Origin of the sequence: Aquibium pacificum (assembly GCF_040839445.1) — a bacterium.
GTDB classification, from domain to species: Bacteria; Pseudomonadota; Alphaproteobacteria; order Rhizobiales; family Rhizobiaceae; genus Aquibium; species Aquibium pacificus.
Window position 1 is genome coordinate 733,793 of record NZ_JBDPGJ010000004.1, and the last position, 16,786, is coordinate 750,578.

Here is a 16,786-nt window from a genome sequence, read left to right on the forward strand (position 1 = left end):
TCCTTTTGAACGCGCGATTTGGAACATAATCATAGTATTCGGTTCCAAGCCCCGCATTATTCCAAGCTGCCGATGCCGTGAAAAGCAACTGCCAGGCTTCACACCGTCTACTCTGCACTCAACCCCAGCCAATCGAACTGCAATCCATCCCTCTGAACAATGGGTGAAGGGATCATAAGAACGCATCTCGCATGATGCGATAAGACGATTGTTGAGTCCAGAAGTGGCATCAAAAAAAATTTCTATGTCAGAACTAGATATAGCGCTCGGAATATGAATCGACTCGAATAATATTGAGCCAGTATCACGTATATCTTGACACACTACATCGAGATAGATTAGAATTCATTCAGACATCAGGAATGCGCGCTGGGAGCGTGCACCCACCGCAGGGCGGCTGGCTATCCTGATCCCCCAACAAATCAATGGATAGGAGAGCGCCCATGAGCGCGAGTTATATTCGTGGCAAACCCCACCAACTTTCTCAGCCCGCCCGAGGATGCAATGTATATTTGACCGGTGACATGATCGAATGGCTCGGAGAACGGGCAGAATCCAGTCAGCTATCAGTTTCTTCGCTGATCCGCACGATCCTCCACGACGCGATGCGGGCGGAACGGGAGGCGAACCACCATGTATGAGCCCGTCTCACATAATCGTGTGGTTGTGCAGTTGCCAGACTCCTTGCTCGAATTCCTGGACGGCGAGTGTGAGCGATATGCTCTCAGCCGGTCGGCGATCGTTCGCCAGTCCCTTGACCTTCGGCGCACCACTAACCGGCGGCGCGCGGCGCTCGAAGATGAGTTGTTCACCGTACCGGCGGAGGACCTGTCATGAGCGCTGGGGATCAAGAGGCGCCGGTCGCACGCGCTGCTCCACGGATCGTGCTGGACTACGCAAAACTGGGCCGCGCGCCCGCAGTGTTGCGCGAACAGGTTCGCACGCACATGCGCACGCTCGACGACCCCGAAGCATCCGAAATCGACCGCACTCACGCCCGTTCCGCCATTGAGGCGTTCCGGGAGAAGATCGCAGAGGAATGAAGCAATGACAGAGCTAAACGACAAACAGAAAGCCTATCTCGCAACGCACGGCAATGGAAAGCCGTTGAAAGACTGCCCACCCGAGGTTCGCTTGGAAGTGGCGAATCTTGGCGATGGTCCTACGAAGCGTACTGGCCGTACGCCCGAAACACAGATCGTTGCTCCGTCCAAGACCAAATACGAGTGGGACGACGCTGCCGGTGAACTTGTGGCCGTCAAACGCGAGCATCCCCCGCTACCTCCAGAGGATCGCCCGGACCACGCTCGCTTGGACGCGCTTTCTCCAGAACGTCGCTCTGAGTACGCGGATGCCGCTACTACGGTTAGAGCGGCACGGGCAGAAGCACATCTGCCAGTTGCGTCGCGGCGTATTTCGCCAGACCGCCTCAAGGCAGCGGAGGATATCGTGTCGTATTACACAAAGCCGGAATGATGACGCCTGCACTACGGGCCATTTTGCCGAACATGCCGGTCAATGCTTCACCAATCTCGCGCTGCGCGTCCAGGGTCGGGCGGCGTGAGGGCGCTGATGAACCCCGCATCAGCGCCACCATTCTAAAATCGCGCTCGCCGAACAGGCAGCAGACAGAGCGCGCTTGGCGAGCCGTTCGGGAGAGCGGCTCGCCTTCTTTCATCAGTCACCATCCGCGACAGCCTCAGCGGGAATTGTGAAGGGGCTGCGCCCGAGTCGTATACACCAGCAGAACTTAGTTTCTGGCCCGTTGTACGAGATGCAACGCATCATCGGAATCGTTAGTCCGCTTTAATCGAGTGATGCGATCGCTCTGTCGGTTGACGCGGCGGGTAAGGACTCTCCAACATTTGTATCAACCCACTCTCTCACGATGAGAGCTTGTAAAGCTCGCGCAATTTGCTCCGGTGCGAATTGCTTTTTGCGGTCATTCCAATCATAAAACTTGGCCTTCACCTCGTCCAAGGTGGTGGCCTTTTCATGCTTCGCCACCCAGTAAACTGTTGATAGCAGTTCAAGCCCGTAGGGCGTTTCGAAACCGTCCACTAGCTTGGCCACCCGATCAAAACGCTTCCTAGTGGCGTCATGCCCCGAGAGGAAACGGTCGGCATCTTCATAAGCTCCCGGTACCAATGCTAGCTGTTTCGTAGGGTCATCCCCCCCATCTGCGTAACCGGCAACCAAATGGCCCTCAACACTCTGTAAAACGTGACGAAGGTTTTCGGCATAAGGTCCATAGTTCGCTTTCGTATACCGCAGCCGCAGGTTTTCTCCCGCCTCTTGCATGAAGAACATAAGCTTGTGAGCTTCCAAGAGGGTGACAAACGGGTCCATTAAGCCATTTAGGTATCGCTGCAGAAGCACAACGAGAGCAGCCCGCCCGGCTGTCATTTTGGGAATTGCCTTGTTGCGTGCTAAGGCAGCCGTATCGGGCGCGCCGGACGGTTCATAAATTATTGAGGAAATCCCGGCGAGTTGTTCGAGGGCGGCGACTATTCGTGGGCGTACATCGCCCCAGTTTAACCCGCCAAGGCCTGACCCAAGGGGTGGTATGGCGATGGATCGGATGTTGCGTTCCTCAACGACCCTGACAAGATCGAACAGGCCAGTCTCAATATCTTCTATACGGCTCTTGCCCTTCCAATGTCTTTTTGTCGGGAAATTGATAATGTAGCGCGGCGAAAACTCCCCAGTTTCGTATACGAACATCTTGCCGGGCTGGACCTCCTTGCGGCTGCAAGCATCGGCATATGCTTTGAAGTTGTCTGGAAACATGTTCTTGAATTGCAGCGCGATCCCGCGACCCATTATGCCTACGCAGTTCACTGTGTTTACAAGTGCATCTGCGTTCGCGTCAAGGATGTTGCCTGTTCTAAATTCAATCATTTTGGCTTCCTCAATAGTACCAAGCTGGTAGTATCTCCACCGCAGGCTTATGCGTGGCTTGGCTGACGGCATTCGCAGCAGCGTTAAAAGTCGCCAGAGAATGAACGCCGATGCGTTCGACAAGATGCCAGGGGAAGTGATGATACATCAAAAACTCGGATTGCTTCGCTTCCTTGATATCCGCCTGCGCCCACTGCCGGGCAGCAATGTGCTGCCAGTTCAACTGATCTAGTTTAGTGAAATCATTCCAGAACTGAGCATAAACGGCTCCGGCGTTGGAATCACTGAATGCACAGCTATGCCTGTTTGCTTCAGCCCATTGTACAACTTTATTTAAGTCGGCTTCCAGATGGACAATTGGCGTCTGCCCACCCTTATATGTAAGTTCGGGGCTATTCGCACAATAGATCACATACAACATCACTGAACGTGGGCAGAAATAGAAAGGCACGAAATCGCCTACCATTGCATTGGCATAACAAGCCACGGGCAGCTTCAATCTGCGTGCTTTTATGGAACCCATTCCGATGGTGGTGCCCGGAAGTTGGAGCTTCAGGATTTCTGCGTCGCAAAGCAGGCGACCGTGGTGAATAATCGACGAAAGCCGATCAACGTTCACAATGTGGTATATTTTCGGTGCGGATGGGGGTGGGCTCATCTTAGCATCGCAAGGTATCCGCGAGTGGAAAGCCCCTTGGCCCCACGATCACCGATTTTCATGCGAACGTACCGCGTATCATGTGAGAGGCCATCACTTCCTCTGCTGCCTTAACCGCTCCATCCCGCGACCGGTAGGCATCTAGAGCAGCGGACCAGTTCCAGTGCCCTTGCGAGTATCGTGCTCGCGTTCAACACACACATTTTCCCAGATGCGATAGGTGGCGGCCACCATCGCTTCCAACTCGTCCAGCACGTAGAGATCAACCCCCTCATCCGTGAACAGCCGAACCGGTCGCTTTTCGGTATCGCCGTCATGAAAACCGAGGATGGCGAGGCCAACATCAGCGAAATCCTCGTCTGCTGCTCTGATGCGCTCGTGCATCATTGAAAAGGCAAACCGCCGACCTTCCTTCGTGAGTCCACGAGAACGACGTGGCTCAATGAAGACGGCGTGGGGCCGATCGTCAACGGCAAGGATCATCGGCAACCAATAGGTGACCTTCTGTCCTGCGCCCAGTTGCAGTGGAAAGAACTCATGGCGACGTCCAGAAACACCGCTCGACAGTGCGAACTCGAAGAGTCCGCGTGCTACACGACGGTTGTTCAGAAGTTCGTCCTCGGTGCGGCAACGTCGATTCAGTATTTCATCGATGACGGCCCACTCTGTGTGTGCGGTCGGACCAAACAGCTCGGGTTGAACGTTGAAGATATCAGCCAAGCAAGACCGGACAGGCTTGTAGGAGAACGGCGGGCGGCCATCCCTCATCTGTTCAAGGCACCTTCGCTTCATATCGTCTGGTTGAGGCGCGATGCGAGCAAGGTCAATCTCAGGCAAAGGGCGTATCTTCACTTGGGTCTCCTGACCTCGGCTCCTCGCCGATGGACACCTTATGGTGGCGGAATCGTTCGACTACGTTAGCATCGGTTATGCGCAGACCCAAAGCAACATCCGTTCGCGATTTGTCCACCACATATGCCCAGGGGGACTTCTTCGCGTGAGAGAGGTCCACTAGGCGACCCGGTGAAAGGCGGCCGTATGAGTTGAGCAACTGTTGGATTAGTCCGGTAACTGCTGGATCGTCCGCCTTCTGAATTTCCCGACGCTCACCTGTGAGCAGGTCTTGTGCCGTCGCACGGAACGTTATCGGAACAGAGCCCGCCCCCTTGAACGCCCGGTATACGGAAGGGTGGACAGGCCCAAGTTCCCACGCCTCAAAGTACCCCGACACCAGCGGCGACTTTGTCTGCACAAGGTACATGCCGTGCGCGAAATAGAGCAACTTTTGCAGCGAAAGGTGTGTGATCTTGATCCCCAGCCTTTCCGCTTCATCAAGCATGAGGTTCGCGATTGCTCTGGGATCGTGCGCAACACCCATATCACAGCTTCACTGATTGGCGACCCTGGCGTCGGATGCCACTTGCCCGACGGACGGCTGATTTGGCAAGACCATGGCCAACATTTCGGCGCGGGACAGGATCACAACTGACTTGGTCGCGGCTGGATTCGGTATTTCCCTAGTTCCAAACGATTCCACCGCTCACCGTTTAGCAGGATGCGAGATTAGAGGATTTTGAAGACCAAAGGGTTGAGTGCTGAACCCCTCGCATGATGCGATAAGTGATTGAAAATATTACATTATTCAACATTGTGGTGTTGACTCTGCATCCCCCCATGCTGTATGAGCGCAACCATGAGTAACGCGTTGTTCAACAGCTTGGAGTCGATCCCGCAGCGCCGGGCAACAGATGCGGTCAGAAACGGCCGCATTACATCGGCTGGACATGCGACGGTGCATTCCGGCCAGCGCTTCATCGGCAAGAAGGAACTGAGGAATCTCGTTTCCATCTCACCGCAGCATATCGACCGACTGGAGAAGGCAGGACAGTTCCCGACGCGGATTCGCCTCGGTCCCGGCCGTGTCGCGTGGCTACTGTCGGAAGTCACGGCGTGGATGGAAGCGAAGATCATGGAGAGCCGTCGTCAATGACCGATTATCCGTTGCCGCCGATCACAGACGAAATGTGGCCCGCTGTGGCGCACCACGAGGCCGGGCATGCCGTCGCCAAGATCGTTGGCGGACGGGTGCTGTTTGGCGAAGGTCACTTCACTAGCGTCGGCATTCGTCCAGGCGCGGGCGGTCTCCACACGGATCGTGGCGGCAACTCACTTGATTTGTTGGGCTTCGTCGCAGGACCGGCATTCTTTAACCTTCACGGGCTTACCGCTCCGATCAAATTTCCCGACGACCGCTTCCGCCTCCACCTTCGCACTTGCGCGGTGTGGGAAATAATTGACAGTCTTGCCGGACCGTTCGCCGAGGCGGCGTTCTTGGGCGATCGTGATCCATGGGTGATGTCAGCTTCGGCATTCGATCTTCGAGGCTGGGATTCCAGCGACTACAATATTGCAGAGAGTGCCTACGCATCTCTGCGGCACCTGACGCCGCGTCGACCGCGTTGGGGAACCCTTTATTACCGCACCGCAGGACTCGTGCTTAACAACTGGACCGCGATCGAAGCCTTGGCCGTGCGGCTTTTGAACAAGCATGAACTCGAATTCGATGAGGTGCTGGAGATCGTCGCGCCTCACCTTTCGCCAACGTCGGCTGCTACGCTACCAGCGCGGCTTTCGCAGTCTGCTTAACCAGCCCGGCGACGTGATCGCACCACAACTGCGCAGCCTCCCGCTTCTCCGGTAAGTACTGAAAGCGGTTGTAAATCTTCGACACCGCCGACATAGACGCCGCTTTGTGGTTCAGGATGTGCTCAATCACATGCGGCAACACCTGCCGTCTTCCCAGATTGGTCGCGAGCGTCCGGCGAAGATCGTGCTGGGTCCAGTTCTCCAGCGGCTTGCCGTCGATAAGCGCCTTTCTGTCCAAGCTCAACTTGCTCCTCGAATAGCCTGAGAAGTGACTTTCCTCATTGCCGCGTGCCGGGAAAACGAACTTTTCGTTCAGTCGCGGAACGCTCCGCAGTATTTCCAGCGCAAGCGTCGAAAGCGGGATGATCGTCGGTTCGTCATTTTTAGTGCGGTCGCCGGGTATCTCCCAATTCCCGGCGTCAAGATTGAGTTCATTCCAGCGCATGGCGGCTACCTCCGTGCGCCGCTGGCCTGTCAGCATGAGCAGCTTCACGATGTAGCCATACGGGTAGCCGATCGCATCGCAGCCCTGCCAAATGGCCGCTAGTTCGGCGTCGGTGACGACACGTTCCCGCGACGGGTCTTCGGTGGGCTTATCCATCCCCTCGCACGGCGACACGGCTATCAGGCGGCGAGGTGGCTTCCGACACCAATCGAAAAACGCCTTCATCCTTTTCAGGGCATTGTTCGCGGCCTGCGGTCCACGCTTGGCCGTGACCTTCTTCAAGATGCTGGCGATGTCAGCGTCGGTAACGTGGTGTATTGAGCGGGTGCCGCACGACTGAACCAGACTGGCCTTGTCGTGGGCGAGATCGGTCTTGATGTTCTTCCACGACGCTTTCAGCGGCCCAGTCTTTTCGAAATTCGGCCCCTTGCATTCGTCTTCGATGTATTGGGTCACAAGCCCGTCAACCCGATCGGCGAGCTTTTGCCTCTCCTTCTTCTTCACAGCCTGCGGGTCGATCCCGGCCGCGATCTTGCCGCGCGCCACTTCCGCCTTGCCGCGAGCGATCGCCAACGAAATGTCGGGATAGTGGCCGATCGTCAACCGCAGGGAACGCCCCTCAAACCGGTATTTCAGGACGTAGGATTTGACGCCGTTCGTGGTCACGCGGACCCAGAGCCCGCTTACCTTGCCGTCTTTCAGATCGTAGCGTTCCGCCCTCGGCTTGGCGTTCTTAAGCTCCAGTTCCGACAACACTGCCATACTCGCCTCTCCCTCTGGGGCCACACCGGGGCCACATCTAATGTGGTGCTGGCATGTTCATACATGAGGAGAGTAGAACACTCAAACCTCTGCAAAACAAGGCTTTGGGCTGTGACCGGGTGCGGCCATGAGAACATATGAGAAGTATGGTTACGACCTTGCCAAGGTTGGGGTCGAGGGTTCGAATCCCTTCGCCCGCTCCAAATTTCTTTATAGTTCAGTGGCTTGGGGCTCGGTTCATCCGGGCCTTTTTGCCGTCTGGACGCTCGGCTACGCGCGCAGGCCGATATAGCGCATCGATCCGCGCGCGATAGGCCGCGACGGTCTCGGCCGATGGCCGAAACCGCCTGATATGAGGTGCCGCGGAGCTCGCGAGACGAATCCCGCCACTTCTGCCCGTGAAACGCGCTACAGTTCTCCCCGGACGATCGCCGCGCCGTCGGCCATGGCTTTCATCTTGCCGAAGGCGACTTCGCGCGGCAGGTATTTGAGACCGCAGTCTGGCGCGATCACCACGCGCGCGGCATCGACGTGCGGCAGTGCACGGCGGATGCGCTCGGCGACCTTTTCCGGAGTCTCGATCTCGTTTGTGGACAGGTCCAGCACGCCGAGGATGATCTTCTTGTCGGGAAGCGTCTCCAGAACCGAGGTGTCGAGGTTCGACTGCGCCGTCTCGATCGACACCGCCTTGCAGGAGCACCCCGAAAGCTCCGGCAGGAAGGAATAGCCTTCCGGACGCGCATGGATGATCGCGGCGTAGCCGAAGCAGATGTGCACGGCGGTCTCGCCCTCGATGCCTTCGAGCGCCCGGTTCAGGGCATCGAGACCGTACTTCCTGGCCGGCTCCGGCCGGGCCTGCATGTAGGGCTCGTCGATCTGCACGATGTCGGCGCCAGCCGCGAAGAGGTCGCGGATCTCTTCGTTGACGGCAGCGGCATAGTCCATCGCCATCTCGGCCGGGTCGGAATAGAAGTCGTTCTGCGCCTGCTGCGACATTGTGAAGGGGCCGGGCACGGTGATCTTGATCGTGCGGTCGGTGTTGGCCCTGAGGAACTTCACGTCCTCGACCTCGACCGCGTGCATGCGCCTGATCTTGCCGACGACCCGCGGAACCGGGTTTGGATGACCCGAGCGGTCGAGCGCCGAACCAGGGTTGTCGATGTCCACACCCTCGAGCGCGGTGGCGAAGCGGTTGGAATAGCTCTCGCGGCGCATTTCGCCGTCGGTGATGATGTCGAGACCGGCCATTTCCTGGTCGCGGATGGCCAGGCGGGTGGCGTCGTTCTGCGCCTCTTCCAGATGTTCCGGCGCGACTCGCCAGAGTTCCTTCGCCCGGACCCGGGGCGGGAACCGACCCGCAAGCTTCGCGCGATCGATCAGCCATTCGGGCTGGGCGTATGAACCGACGAGAGAGGTCGGCAAAAGCGGCAGTGCGTTGGGCAAGTACATGTCCTCCAGTCAAAGAATCCGGCGGCGCCCCCCGCGCCGCCGGCCGAGTCTACGCGCGGAAGAGATGCTTCGCTACGCCCGCAGCCTCGAAAATGTGGTCTCGGTTCGCCTAGAGCACGCTCTTCAGCTTCCCGCGCGGTTCAGGTCTCCACGGACGGATAGTCCCGACCGTTCCAGTGCTGAAGGCGCTGGGCGAAATGTCGCTGGAACGCCAGCGGCCCGTTCTCCTTCATGTACGGCTCGTCGTAGATGCCGATGAACAGCGTGAGATTGAGGAAGAAGTGCGCTCCCATCTCGAACAGCGCGACGAAATCGTGCTCCTCCAGTGCCTTGCGTTCCGCATCGGTAAAGCCGTGAACGGTGGACGCTTCCACGTCGTTCAGGCGGGGTCCGATCGACTGCTCCCAGGTGGCGACGAAATTCTTCGGATCCTCGGCATAGCGCTTGAGGAATTCCGGGTTGCGATCGACCTGGAAGAGGAACTTGTTGACGTAGTATTTGCTCATGCCGTGAGCTCCAGGGGCTGCTTCTTCGGATACCAGGTGATGTAGGCTTCCATCGTGTGGAACAGGTCCAGATTGTCGACGTAGTCGGCCTTCTCCGGTCCGGCGATGCCCAGCATCAGGATGAAGTTGAGGAAGCCGTGGGTGGCGTTGCCGCTCTTGGACATGCTCTCGTGGGTGACGTTGGCCAGTATGGCATCCACGTCGCCGGCGCGCAGCCATTCGATCGCCTGCCGGTCGAAGACGGGATCCGGCCCAGTCTCCATGAACTGCCGCGGCCCGCCGAGTTCCAGCGACAGGTGCCCGGTTCCGATCGCGGCGATGCGCTTGTCGGACGGGAAGTCGTCGATGGCCTTCCGGATCGCGCGTCCAAGGTCGTAAAACCGTTTGGGCGACGGAAGCGGCGGAGCGAAGATGTTGGTGTAGATCGGCACGACCGGCAGGTCGTTGTCCGGCCGCACGGTGATGATCGGACAGATGATCGAATGGTCGATCTTCAGTTCGTTTGAGAAAGCGAGGTCGAATCCCTGGTCGAGGAGGCTCTGATGTATGAAGCGCGACATCGCCATGTCGCCTTCGAGAACGTATTTCGGAATGCCGAACTCGCGCTCCTCGTTCCAGAAGGTCGCATCGTACCTGTCGGCCTTGCCGATCAGGAACTGCGGGCAGTTGTCGAGGAAGATCTGGTGGAAATGGTCGGAGCCGACCATCACCAGGATGTCCGGCCGGGTCCGGGCGAGCGTCTCGCGATAGGACTCGACCTTGCGCTTCCATTCCGGCGCCTGCGGCATTTGCTGCTCGGGCGGCATGGTGGTCGCCTTGAGATAGAAGGGGTGATGGGTCGAAGCCAGAGTTGCAACAAGTTCAGCCAAAACGGTATCCTTCGTCTTCTTTCCTCGCTCCGAATTCCGGAGTCTCACGTCGCCACATCTTGGCCTGCCGTCCGACCTGCGGCACGGCCGCGCCTCGTCTGGCAGACGCTGCTTCCATGTCGATCAGTCCCCCATGACGGACAAGAGGATCGGATAGCGCTGGATCATATGGCCGATGCGCGAAGCGATGGTCCGCAGCATCGGAAGGCGTTCGGCCACGAGCAGCTCCGGTGTCACCATCCCGGTGTAGCCCGAACTGTTGAGTGCGGCGACGGTGCGCCCGTCTGGCCCGCGGATCGGCACGGCAAGCGCGGTGATGCCGTAGTCGAGCTGATCGACCGTCGTGGCGTAGCCCGCATCGCGCACGGCTAGGATCTCGCGGTGGAGTTCAGCCGGATCGGTGATCGTCCGGGAGGTCAGTTCCTGCGGGCGCACCCGGTCGAAATAGGCTTCGAACGCGGCATTCGGCAGTCCGGCGAGCAGCACCCGCCCAAGAGAGGTCGCATAGGCCGGGTAGCGCGCGCCGATCACCGCCGCGGCGCGCCGCGCGCGCTGCACCGAATTGTGCGCGATGTAGATAACGTCCTCGCCTTCCAGCGTCGCGACGGACGACGCGTCGCCGAACTGCCGCACGATGTCGCGCAGGTCGGGCTGCAAGACCTCGTCGATGCGCGACGCGAAGTAGAAAGTCGATCCGAGTGTCATCACCTTCGGGCGAAGGTGGAACCGGCGGTTGTTCTGGCCGACGTAGCCAAGTGCCTGTAGCGTGATCAGGGAGCGCCGCGCCGCCGCGGGCGAGAGGCCGACGCGCCTCGCCACTTCGCTCAACGTCATCTCGGGATGAGCGGCATCGAAGCTTTCGAGGATGGCTATCCCCTTTGCGAGGGCCTCGACGAACTCCGCCGGGCGTTCCGCGCCGGCGGTGCGGTCTTCGGCAGTCGCCATGACGATGTCGCTTTGGCCCGTCATCGGCGCGCCGAGCGAACAATCGACCAGGGAAGCGTCGGGCAGACTGCGACGGGACCCTCAATGTCTGAACAGCGCATCATGCACTCCTCCCGATCGGGACCTAGCCTCACGTTTCACCTTGACGCTACGGTAAATCGCCTCTAGCTTTCCGGCAAGAGAAAAATATTTCGCTATGCGAAAACAATCGAGAGCCTGATGCGGATAGGAAAACAGGACGGCGCCTTCACGGCCATCGCGACCTCCGACGCGCATTCCATCACCGTGCGTGGGCATGATCTGTGTGCCGACCTGATCGGCAAGACTGACTTCACCGACTATTTCTGGCTGCTGGTCATCGGCGAACGGCCGACTGAAACGCAGCGCGCCGTCACCAATGCCTGCCTGGTCGCGATCGCCGAGCACGGGCTGGTTCCGAGCGTCCAGGCGTCGCGTATGACGCTCGCCGCCGCACCCGAGGCCTGGCAGGGCGCCATGGCGGCGGGCCTGCTCGGCATGGGAAGCGTGGTGGCGGGAAGTTCCGAAATCGCCGGCCGCTACATCGTCGAGGTGCTGGAGGACAGCCGCAAGTCCGGCTCCGACCTGAAGGCTGCCGCGCGCAAGAGCCTGGAGGGACTGAAGGCGTCGCGTGCGAAAGTGCCGGGGCTCGGGCATCCGCAGCACAACACCGGCGATCCGCGCGCCAACGTGCTCCTCGCCTTCGCCGACGAGCGTGGCGTCTCGGGCGACCACGTCGCCTGCCTGCGTGCCATCGCCGGGGAAGCGCCCGGGATCATGAACCGGCCGCTGCCCATCAATGTTTCGGGCGCCATTCCGGCCCTGATGCTCGATGCTGGCTGGCCGATCGAGGCGATGAAGGGCATCCCGCTTCTGGCCCGAGCGGCGGGGCTCGTGGCGCATCTCTACGAGGAATCGCAGCGTTCGATCGGGTTCATCATGTCCCACAAGGCGGATCTGGCGATCGGCTACGACGGGCCCGCCGCCGGGCAGGACGCCGGGCGGAAGAGCGCGTGAGGACGCCGCGATGACGAAGATCCTCAAGGACGTCCGCGTCGTCGAGATGGGCACCTACATCACGGGGCCGGCCGCCGGCATGCACCTCGCCGATCTCGGCGCGGACGTCGTCAAGGTCGAGCGGCCGGAGACGGGCGATCCCTTCCGCGCCTTCAAGGGCGGTCTCTACTCGCCGCACTACCAGACCTACAATCGCAACAAGCGCTCGATCGCGCTCGACACCGGCAAGGCGGAGGATCTCGCCGTCTTCCACGACCTGATCGCGGGCTCGGACGTCTTCATCCAGAATTTTCGTCCCGGCGTCGCCGAGCGCCTGGGCGCCGGCCATGAGGAATTGCAGCGCATCAATCCGCGGCTGGTCTACTGCGCCATCACCGGTTTCGGCCAGTCCGGCCCGGCGCGCGATAGGCCGGCTTTCGATACCGTCGCGCAGGCCGCCAGCGCCTATCTGCGCCTTCTCACGCCGCCGGCCAATCCGCGCGTCATCGGGCCGGCGATCGCCGACGCCGTCACCGGCCACTACGCCGCGCTCGGGATCGTCGCGGCCCTGCTGGAGCGGTCGAAGACGGGTAAGGGCCGCCGCCTCGACATCTCGATGCTGGAAGCGATGTGCCACTTCAATCTGGACAGCTTCACCCACTTCTTCTCGGTCGGAGAGGTGATGGGGCCGCTGAGCCGGCCGATGGTCTCGCAGTCCTACACCTTCGCCTGCTCCGACAGGAAGTGGATCGCCATCCACCTTTCCTCGCCGACGAAATTCTGGGAAGGCCTGATGGCTTCGATCGGCAGGACCGACCTTTTGACCGATCCCCGCTTCGCCGAGCGGCCTGACCGCATCCGGCACCAGCAGGAACTGATCGACATCATGACGCCGATCTTCGCAACGAAGACACGAAGCGAGTGGTGCGACATCCTTCTGGCCAACGAGGTTCCGCATTCGCCGGCCTATGAATCCGACGAGGCGCTGGAGGACCCGCAGGCGAAACACCTGCAGATTGCGATCGAGGCCGAGCACCCGACCATGGGCGCCTTCAAGACGGTCCGTGCGCCCTACAGTTTCGACGGGCAGCCGGAACTCGACGTTCTGCCTCCTCCCACGCTGGACGAGCACGGGGCGGAGATCAGGGCGGAACTGGCGAGACGGAAAGCGGGCTGAGGCCGCCGCGGGGAGGACGATATGGGTTTGCCGGTCAAGGACGTGATGGCGGCGAGCAGCCGCATGCTGCAGAAGCAGCTCTATGCCATCTTCACCACGCCCGCCGGCGGCATCGAGCCGATTTTGGCCGGGATGGAGGAACACCTGGCCTTCCAGGTCTCGCTGGAGAAGGAAGGCATTCTCTATGCCGCAGGGCCGATGTGGTCCGACGACGAACAGACATGGGACGGAGACGGACTGGTCGTGGTGCGCGCCGGATCGCGCGCCGAGGCGGCTTCCATCGCCGAGCGCGACCCGATGCACAAGAGCGGCGCACGCAGATTCACGGTGAGGCCGTGGATGATCAACGAGGGAACGGTGACGATCCGGCTCGACAGCTCGAGCCAGACCTTCTCCATCCTCTAGGTTTCAAGGGAGGAAAACGTCATGAACAAGCTGACTGGAATACTGCTCGCGGGGGCGATCGCATTTCCGACCGCGGCACTCTCGCAGGAGACGATAAGCCTGACGGTGGCGTCCAGCCATCCGCTGGTCATTCCGTGGGTCGGGATGATCAAGTCGCACTTTATGGCGGAGACCGACCGCCTGTTGGCCGAAAAGGGCAACTACAAGATCGAGTGGCAGGAGGCGTTCGGCGGCCAGCTCTACAAGGCCAACGCGACGCTGACCTCGGTCGAGGAAGGCGTCACCGACATCGGCTGGGTGTTCTCGTTCCTCGAAGCGGCCAAGCTTCCGCTGAGCCAGGTGTCGAGCTACGCGCCCTTCGCCACAGCCAACCCGCCCGTCCAGCTGGAGGTCATGTCCGAGCTGCTTGAGACCAACGAGGCGTTCCGCAACGAGTGGGAGCAGTACAATCTCAAGGTGCTCGGCTTGACCGGAACCGACAGCTACGACGTCTACACCAAGCAGCCGATCACCGGCCTCAAGGACCTGGACGGCATGAAGCTCTCGGCCCCCGGCGTGCTCGCCAACTGGCTGCGCGGCACCGGAGCCAACGCCGTCGATGGCGCCTTGACCACCTTCTACACCGACATCCAGACCGGCGTGTCGGACGGCGTGCTGTCGTTGGCGCTCGGCGTTCTGCCCGCCAAGCTCTACGAGGTGGCGCCCTATGTCACGCGGGTCAACATCGGCGTGGCCTATTCGGGTGCGGTCGCCATCAACCGCGACACCTGGGACGACCTCCCCGAGGAAGTGCAGAACGCCATGGTCGCGGCCGGCAAGTTCTATACGCAGGAGCACGGCAAGGATCTGCTCGAGCGGCACGAAGCCGCGTTCAAGAAGATGATGGAGATCGGGGCAAGCCAGAACCCGCCGGTGACCATGACCGAAATGTCAGCCGAAGACAGGCAGGCCTGGGTCGATGGCCTTCCTGATATCGCAGGCGAATGGGCGGCCGATGCCGAAGCGCGCGGGCTTCCGGGCCGCGAGTTCCTGGCGGCCTATATGGAAGGTCTGCGCAAGCGCGGAGAAAAGCCCGCCCGCGACTGGGACAAGCAGTAACAGCAACGCGGAAGCCGGGAAGGCCATGGCCACCGCCGCACACGAGGACGGCGCCGCGACGAAGCGGCGCCAAGTGTCCGTGCCGATGCGGATGTGGTCGCGTGCCGTCGACGGACTGGCCGCGCTCGGAACGCTGATGATCGTCGTCCTCATGGCGATGATCTTCTGCGACGTCCTGGCGCGCAACCTGATCGGCGGCTCGCTTCCGCTGATCTCGGAACTCGGCGCGCTCACGCTGGTGATGATCGTCTTCCTCCAACTGGGCACGACGGTGCGCAACAATCGGCTCGCCCGCACCGATTTCTTCCTGGCACTGATGGAAGACCGAAGCCCGCGTGCGGCCGCTTTCGTTGCCGGGCTGTGGGACCTGTTCGGCATCGCGGTCTGTGCCGGGATCGCATGGTCGACCTGGGGAATTCTCTGGAAGGATTATGACCATTCAGAGTACATCGGGGTGACCGGCGTTGCGACGGTCCAGACCTGGCCGTTCCGCGCCCTGATCCTCGTCGGCGTCGCGGTCGCGGCCCTGCAGTTCGTCATCCAGGCCGCCCAGTCCTTCGCCAGGGCCGCGGTTCCGGCGGACAAAATTCCATGACCGGCATCGAGGTGGGCGCGGCCGGCGTGGCGGCCCTGATCGTGCTGATCGGACTCGGCATGCCGATCGGCATCGGCATGATCGTCGTCTCCTTCGTGGGCGTCACGCTGATCCGCAACGAAACCGTGGCCATGCGCATGATGGGCTCGGTGGCCAACGACAGCCTCGAGGAATATCTCTTCGCCGTCGTTCCGCTCTTCGTCCTGATGGGCCTGCTTGTCACCATCTCGGGCGTGGGCAAGGACACATTCGACCTCTTCGAGCGCATGTTGCGCCGGGTGAGGGCGGGGCTCGGCGTGGCGACCGTCTTTGCCAATGCCGTCTTCGCCTCGATCACCGGCATATCGATCGCCTCTGCCTCGGTCTTCTCGCGCGTCGCGGTACCGGAGATGACCCGCCACGGCTATAGCCGCCGCTTCTCCACCGGCGTGGTGGCGGGCAGTTCGGTGCTCGGAATGCTCATCCCGCCTTCACTGCTGATGATCGTCTATGCCGTGCTGGCCGAGGAATCCGTCGGGCGCATGTTCTTGGCCGGCATCGGCCCCGGCATCATGCTGTCAATCCTGTTCTCGGCCACCGTGATCATCATGGCCACGTGGTGGAAGTCGTCAGTCTTCGAGCGGCCATCGGCTGAGTTCGACGAGGCGGAGGATGAGCCCGGGCGTTTCTCGATCGTCACAAAATCGCTTCCGATCGTCGGGCTCGTCACCCTCGTCCTCGGGGGGCTCTATGGTGGCTTCTTCAATCCCACGGAGGCGGGCGCGGTCGGCGCTCTTGGTGCACTGGCGATCGCGCTCATGCGCAAGTCGCTGAACCCCTCGAAGTTCTGGAGCCTTCTCGTCGAGACGGGACAGGTCACGGTCTCGGTCCTGTTCCTGATCCTTGCGGCCACTTTCTTTTCGCGCATGCTCGCTATGTCGGGCCTGCCCAACATGCTGGCGGAAACGCTGCTCACCAGCTCGATCGGGCCCTACGGGTTCCTGCTGATCTTCCTCTTCCTGATCATCATCATGGGCTGCCTGATCGATTCCATCTCGATCATGCTGATCCTGCTGCCGATTGCCCTGCCTGTGGCCAAGCATGCGGGATTCGACCTGATCTGGTTCGGGGTGATCACCGTGGTGGCGGTCGAGATCGGGCTGCTCACCCCGCCCTTCGGGCTTTCGGTCTATACGATCAAGTCGGCGATCGACGATCCGGACCTCAAGGTCGGCGAAATCTTCCGGGGCGCGATGCCCTTCGTTGCGGCGATGATCGTGGGATTGGCGATCCTCGTCGCCTTCCCGCAGATCGCGGTCTGGCTTGCGAGGCTCTAG

At 60.6% G+C, this 16,786-nt stretch carries 21 protein-coding genes; 11 read left to right on the plus strand and 10 right to left on the minus strand.

Annotated features, from left to right (window positions below; all coding sequences use genetic code 11):
* Window positions 1–443: 443 nt before the first annotated feature.
* Genes ABGN05_RS20070 through ABGN05_RS20080 form a run of 3 tightly spaced genes read left to right on the plus strand, consistent with a single transcriptional unit; the run spans window position 444 to window position 1,043 of the window.
* A complete protein-coding gene (locus ABGN05_RS20070) occupies window positions 444–641 on the plus strand; it encodes a hypothetical protein (RefSeq protein WP_367955803.1) in 198 nt (65 codons plus the stop codon).
* Window positions 634–837 (plus strand): hypothetical protein, encoded by a 204-nt coding sequence (locus ABGN05_RS20075; protein WP_367955804.1) that lies wholly within the window; start codon window positions 634–636, stop codon window positions 835–837. The genes ABGN05_RS20070 and ABGN05_RS20075 overlap by 8 nt, the downstream gene beginning before the upstream one ends.
* Window positions 834–1,043, plus strand: coding sequence for a hypothetical protein (locus tag ABGN05_RS20080; RefSeq protein WP_367955805.1), 210 nt, complete (start codon window positions 834–836; stop codon window positions 1,041–1,043). Before ABGN05_RS20075 ends, ABGN05_RS20080 begins: the two co-directional genes overlap by 4 nt.
* Window positions 1,044–1,429: 386 nt before the next feature.
* Here ABGN05_RS20080 and ABGN05_RS20085 read toward each other — a convergent pair whose 3' ends face one another.
* The 5 genes from ABGN05_RS20085 to socA form a co-directional block, all read right to left on the minus strand.
* Window positions 1,430–1,678, minus strand: coding sequence for a hypothetical protein (locus tag ABGN05_RS20085; protein ID WP_367955806.1), 249 nt, complete (start codon window positions 1,676–1,678; stop codon window positions 1,430–1,432).
* 128 nt (window positions 1,679–1,806) lie between these two features.
* Window positions 1,807–2,901, minus strand: coding sequence for a type II toxin-antitoxin system antitoxin DNA ADP-ribosyl glycohydrolase DarG (darG, locus tag ABGN05_RS20090; protein WP_367955807.1), 1,095 nt, complete (start codon window positions 2,899–2,901; stop codon window positions 1,807–1,809).
* Window positions 2,902–2,911: 10 nt separating this feature from the next.
* A complete protein-coding gene (darT, locus tag ABGN05_RS20095; RefSeq protein ID WP_367955808.1) occupies window positions 2,912–3,559 on the minus strand; it encodes a type II toxin-antitoxin system toxin DNA ADP-ribosyl transferase DarT in 648 nt (215 codons plus the stop codon).
* A gap of 141 nt (window positions 3,560–3,700) precedes the next feature.
* Window positions 3,701–4,411, minus strand: coding sequence for a type VI toxin-antitoxin system SocB family DNA replication inhibitor toxin (gene socB / locus ABGN05_RS20100; RefSeq protein WP_367955809.1), 711 nt, complete (start codon window positions 4,409–4,411; stop codon window positions 3,701–3,703).
* Window positions 4,389–4,937 (minus strand): type VI toxin-antitoxin system SocA family antitoxin, encoded by a 549-nt coding sequence (gene socA / locus ABGN05_RS20105; RefSeq protein ID WP_367955810.1) that lies wholly within the window; start codon window positions 4,935–4,937, stop codon window positions 4,389–4,391. Before socA ends, socB begins: the two co-directional genes overlap by 23 nt.
* Window positions 4,938–5,252: 315 nt before the next feature.
* Here socA and ABGN05_RS20110 point away from each other — a divergent pair, with 315 nt between their 5' ends.
* Window positions 5,253–5,549, plus strand: coding sequence for a helix-turn-helix transcriptional regulator (locus ABGN05_RS20110; protein ID WP_367955811.1), 297 nt, complete (start codon window positions 5,253–5,255; stop codon window positions 5,547–5,549).
* Entirely contained in the window at window positions 5,546–6,205 is a 660-nt protein-coding gene (locus ABGN05_RS20115) for a hypothetical protein (RefSeq protein WP_367955812.1), read from the plus strand. Before ABGN05_RS20110 ends, ABGN05_RS20115 begins: the two co-directional genes overlap by 4 nt.
* Here the strand turns inward: ABGN05_RS20115 and ABGN05_RS20120 are convergent.
* The 5 genes from ABGN05_RS20120 to ABGN05_RS20140 form a co-directional block, all read right to left on the minus strand.
* Entirely contained in the window at window positions 6,171–7,412 is a 1,242-nt protein-coding gene (locus ABGN05_RS20120) for a tyrosine-type recombinase/integrase (protein WP_367955813.1), read from the minus strand. The two genes, ABGN05_RS20115 and ABGN05_RS20120, sit on opposite strands and share 35 nt — an antisense overlap.
* A gap of 408 nt (window positions 7,413–7,820) precedes the next feature.
* Window positions 7,821–8,861, minus strand: coding sequence for a uroporphyrinogen decarboxylase family protein (locus ABGN05_RS20125; protein ID WP_367955814.1), 1,041 nt, complete (start codon window positions 8,859–8,861; stop codon window positions 7,821–7,823).
* 140 nt (window positions 8,862–9,001) lie between these two features.
* Window positions 9,002–9,367 (minus strand): hypothetical protein, encoded by a 366-nt coding sequence (locus tag ABGN05_RS20130; RefSeq protein ID WP_367955815.1) that lies wholly within the window; start codon window positions 9,365–9,367, stop codon window positions 9,002–9,004.
* Window positions 9,364–10,236, minus strand: a complete 873-nt coding sequence (locus ABGN05_RS20135; protein WP_367955816.1) for a DODA-type extradiol aromatic ring-opening family dioxygenase — start codon at window positions 10,234–10,236, stop codon at window positions 9,364–9,366. The genes ABGN05_RS20130 and ABGN05_RS20135 overlap by 4 nt, the downstream gene beginning before the upstream one ends.
* A 123-nt stretch (window positions 10,237–10,359) precedes the next feature.
* Complete coding sequence (locus tag ABGN05_RS20140; RefSeq protein WP_367955817.1) at window positions 10,360–11,205, minus strand: IclR family transcriptional regulator domain-containing protein; 846 nt, start codon at window positions 11,203–11,205, stop codon at window positions 10,360–10,362.
* Between the two features lie 195 nt (window positions 11,206–11,400).
* On the opposite strand from ABGN05_RS20140, the gene ABGN05_RS20145 reads away from it, so the two are divergent.
* Genes ABGN05_RS20145 through ABGN05_RS20170 form a run of 6 tightly spaced genes read left to right on the plus strand, consistent with a single transcriptional unit; the run spans window position 11,401 to window position 16,786 of the window.
* The gene (locus ABGN05_RS20145; RefSeq protein ID WP_367955818.1) at window positions 11,401–12,216 is read left to right on the plus strand and encodes a citryl-CoA lyase; all 816 of its coding nucleotides are present in this window, start codon (window positions 11,401–11,403) and stop codon (window positions 12,214–12,216) included.
* Window positions 12,217–12,226: 10 nt separating this feature from the next.
* Window positions 12,227–13,372: a CaiB/BaiF CoA transferase family protein gene (locus ABGN05_RS20150; protein WP_367955819.1), complete on the plus strand. Its 1,146-nt coding sequence runs from the start codon at window positions 12,227–12,229 to the stop codon at window positions 13,370–13,372.
* A gap of 21 nt (window positions 13,373–13,393) precedes the next feature.
* Entirely contained in the window at window positions 13,394–13,777 is a 384-nt protein-coding gene (locus ABGN05_RS20155; protein WP_367955820.1) for a YciI family protein, read from the plus strand.
* A 21-nt stretch (window positions 13,778–13,798) separates the two neighbouring features.
* Entirely contained in the window at window positions 13,799–14,875 is a 1,077-nt protein-coding gene (locus tag ABGN05_RS20160; protein WP_367955821.1) for a C4-dicarboxylate TRAP transporter substrate-binding protein, read from the plus strand.
* 25 nt (window positions 14,876–14,900) lie between these two features.
* Window positions 14,901–15,470 (plus strand): TRAP transporter small permease subunit, encoded by a 570-nt coding sequence (locus tag ABGN05_RS20165; protein WP_367955822.1) that lies wholly within the window; start codon window positions 14,901–14,903, stop codon window positions 15,468–15,470.
* Window positions 15,467–16,786, plus strand: a complete 1,320-nt coding sequence (locus ABGN05_RS20170) for a TRAP transporter large permease (RefSeq protein WP_367955823.1) — start codon at window positions 15,467–15,469, stop codon at window positions 16,784–16,786. The genes ABGN05_RS20165 and ABGN05_RS20170 overlap by 4 nt, the downstream gene beginning before the upstream one ends.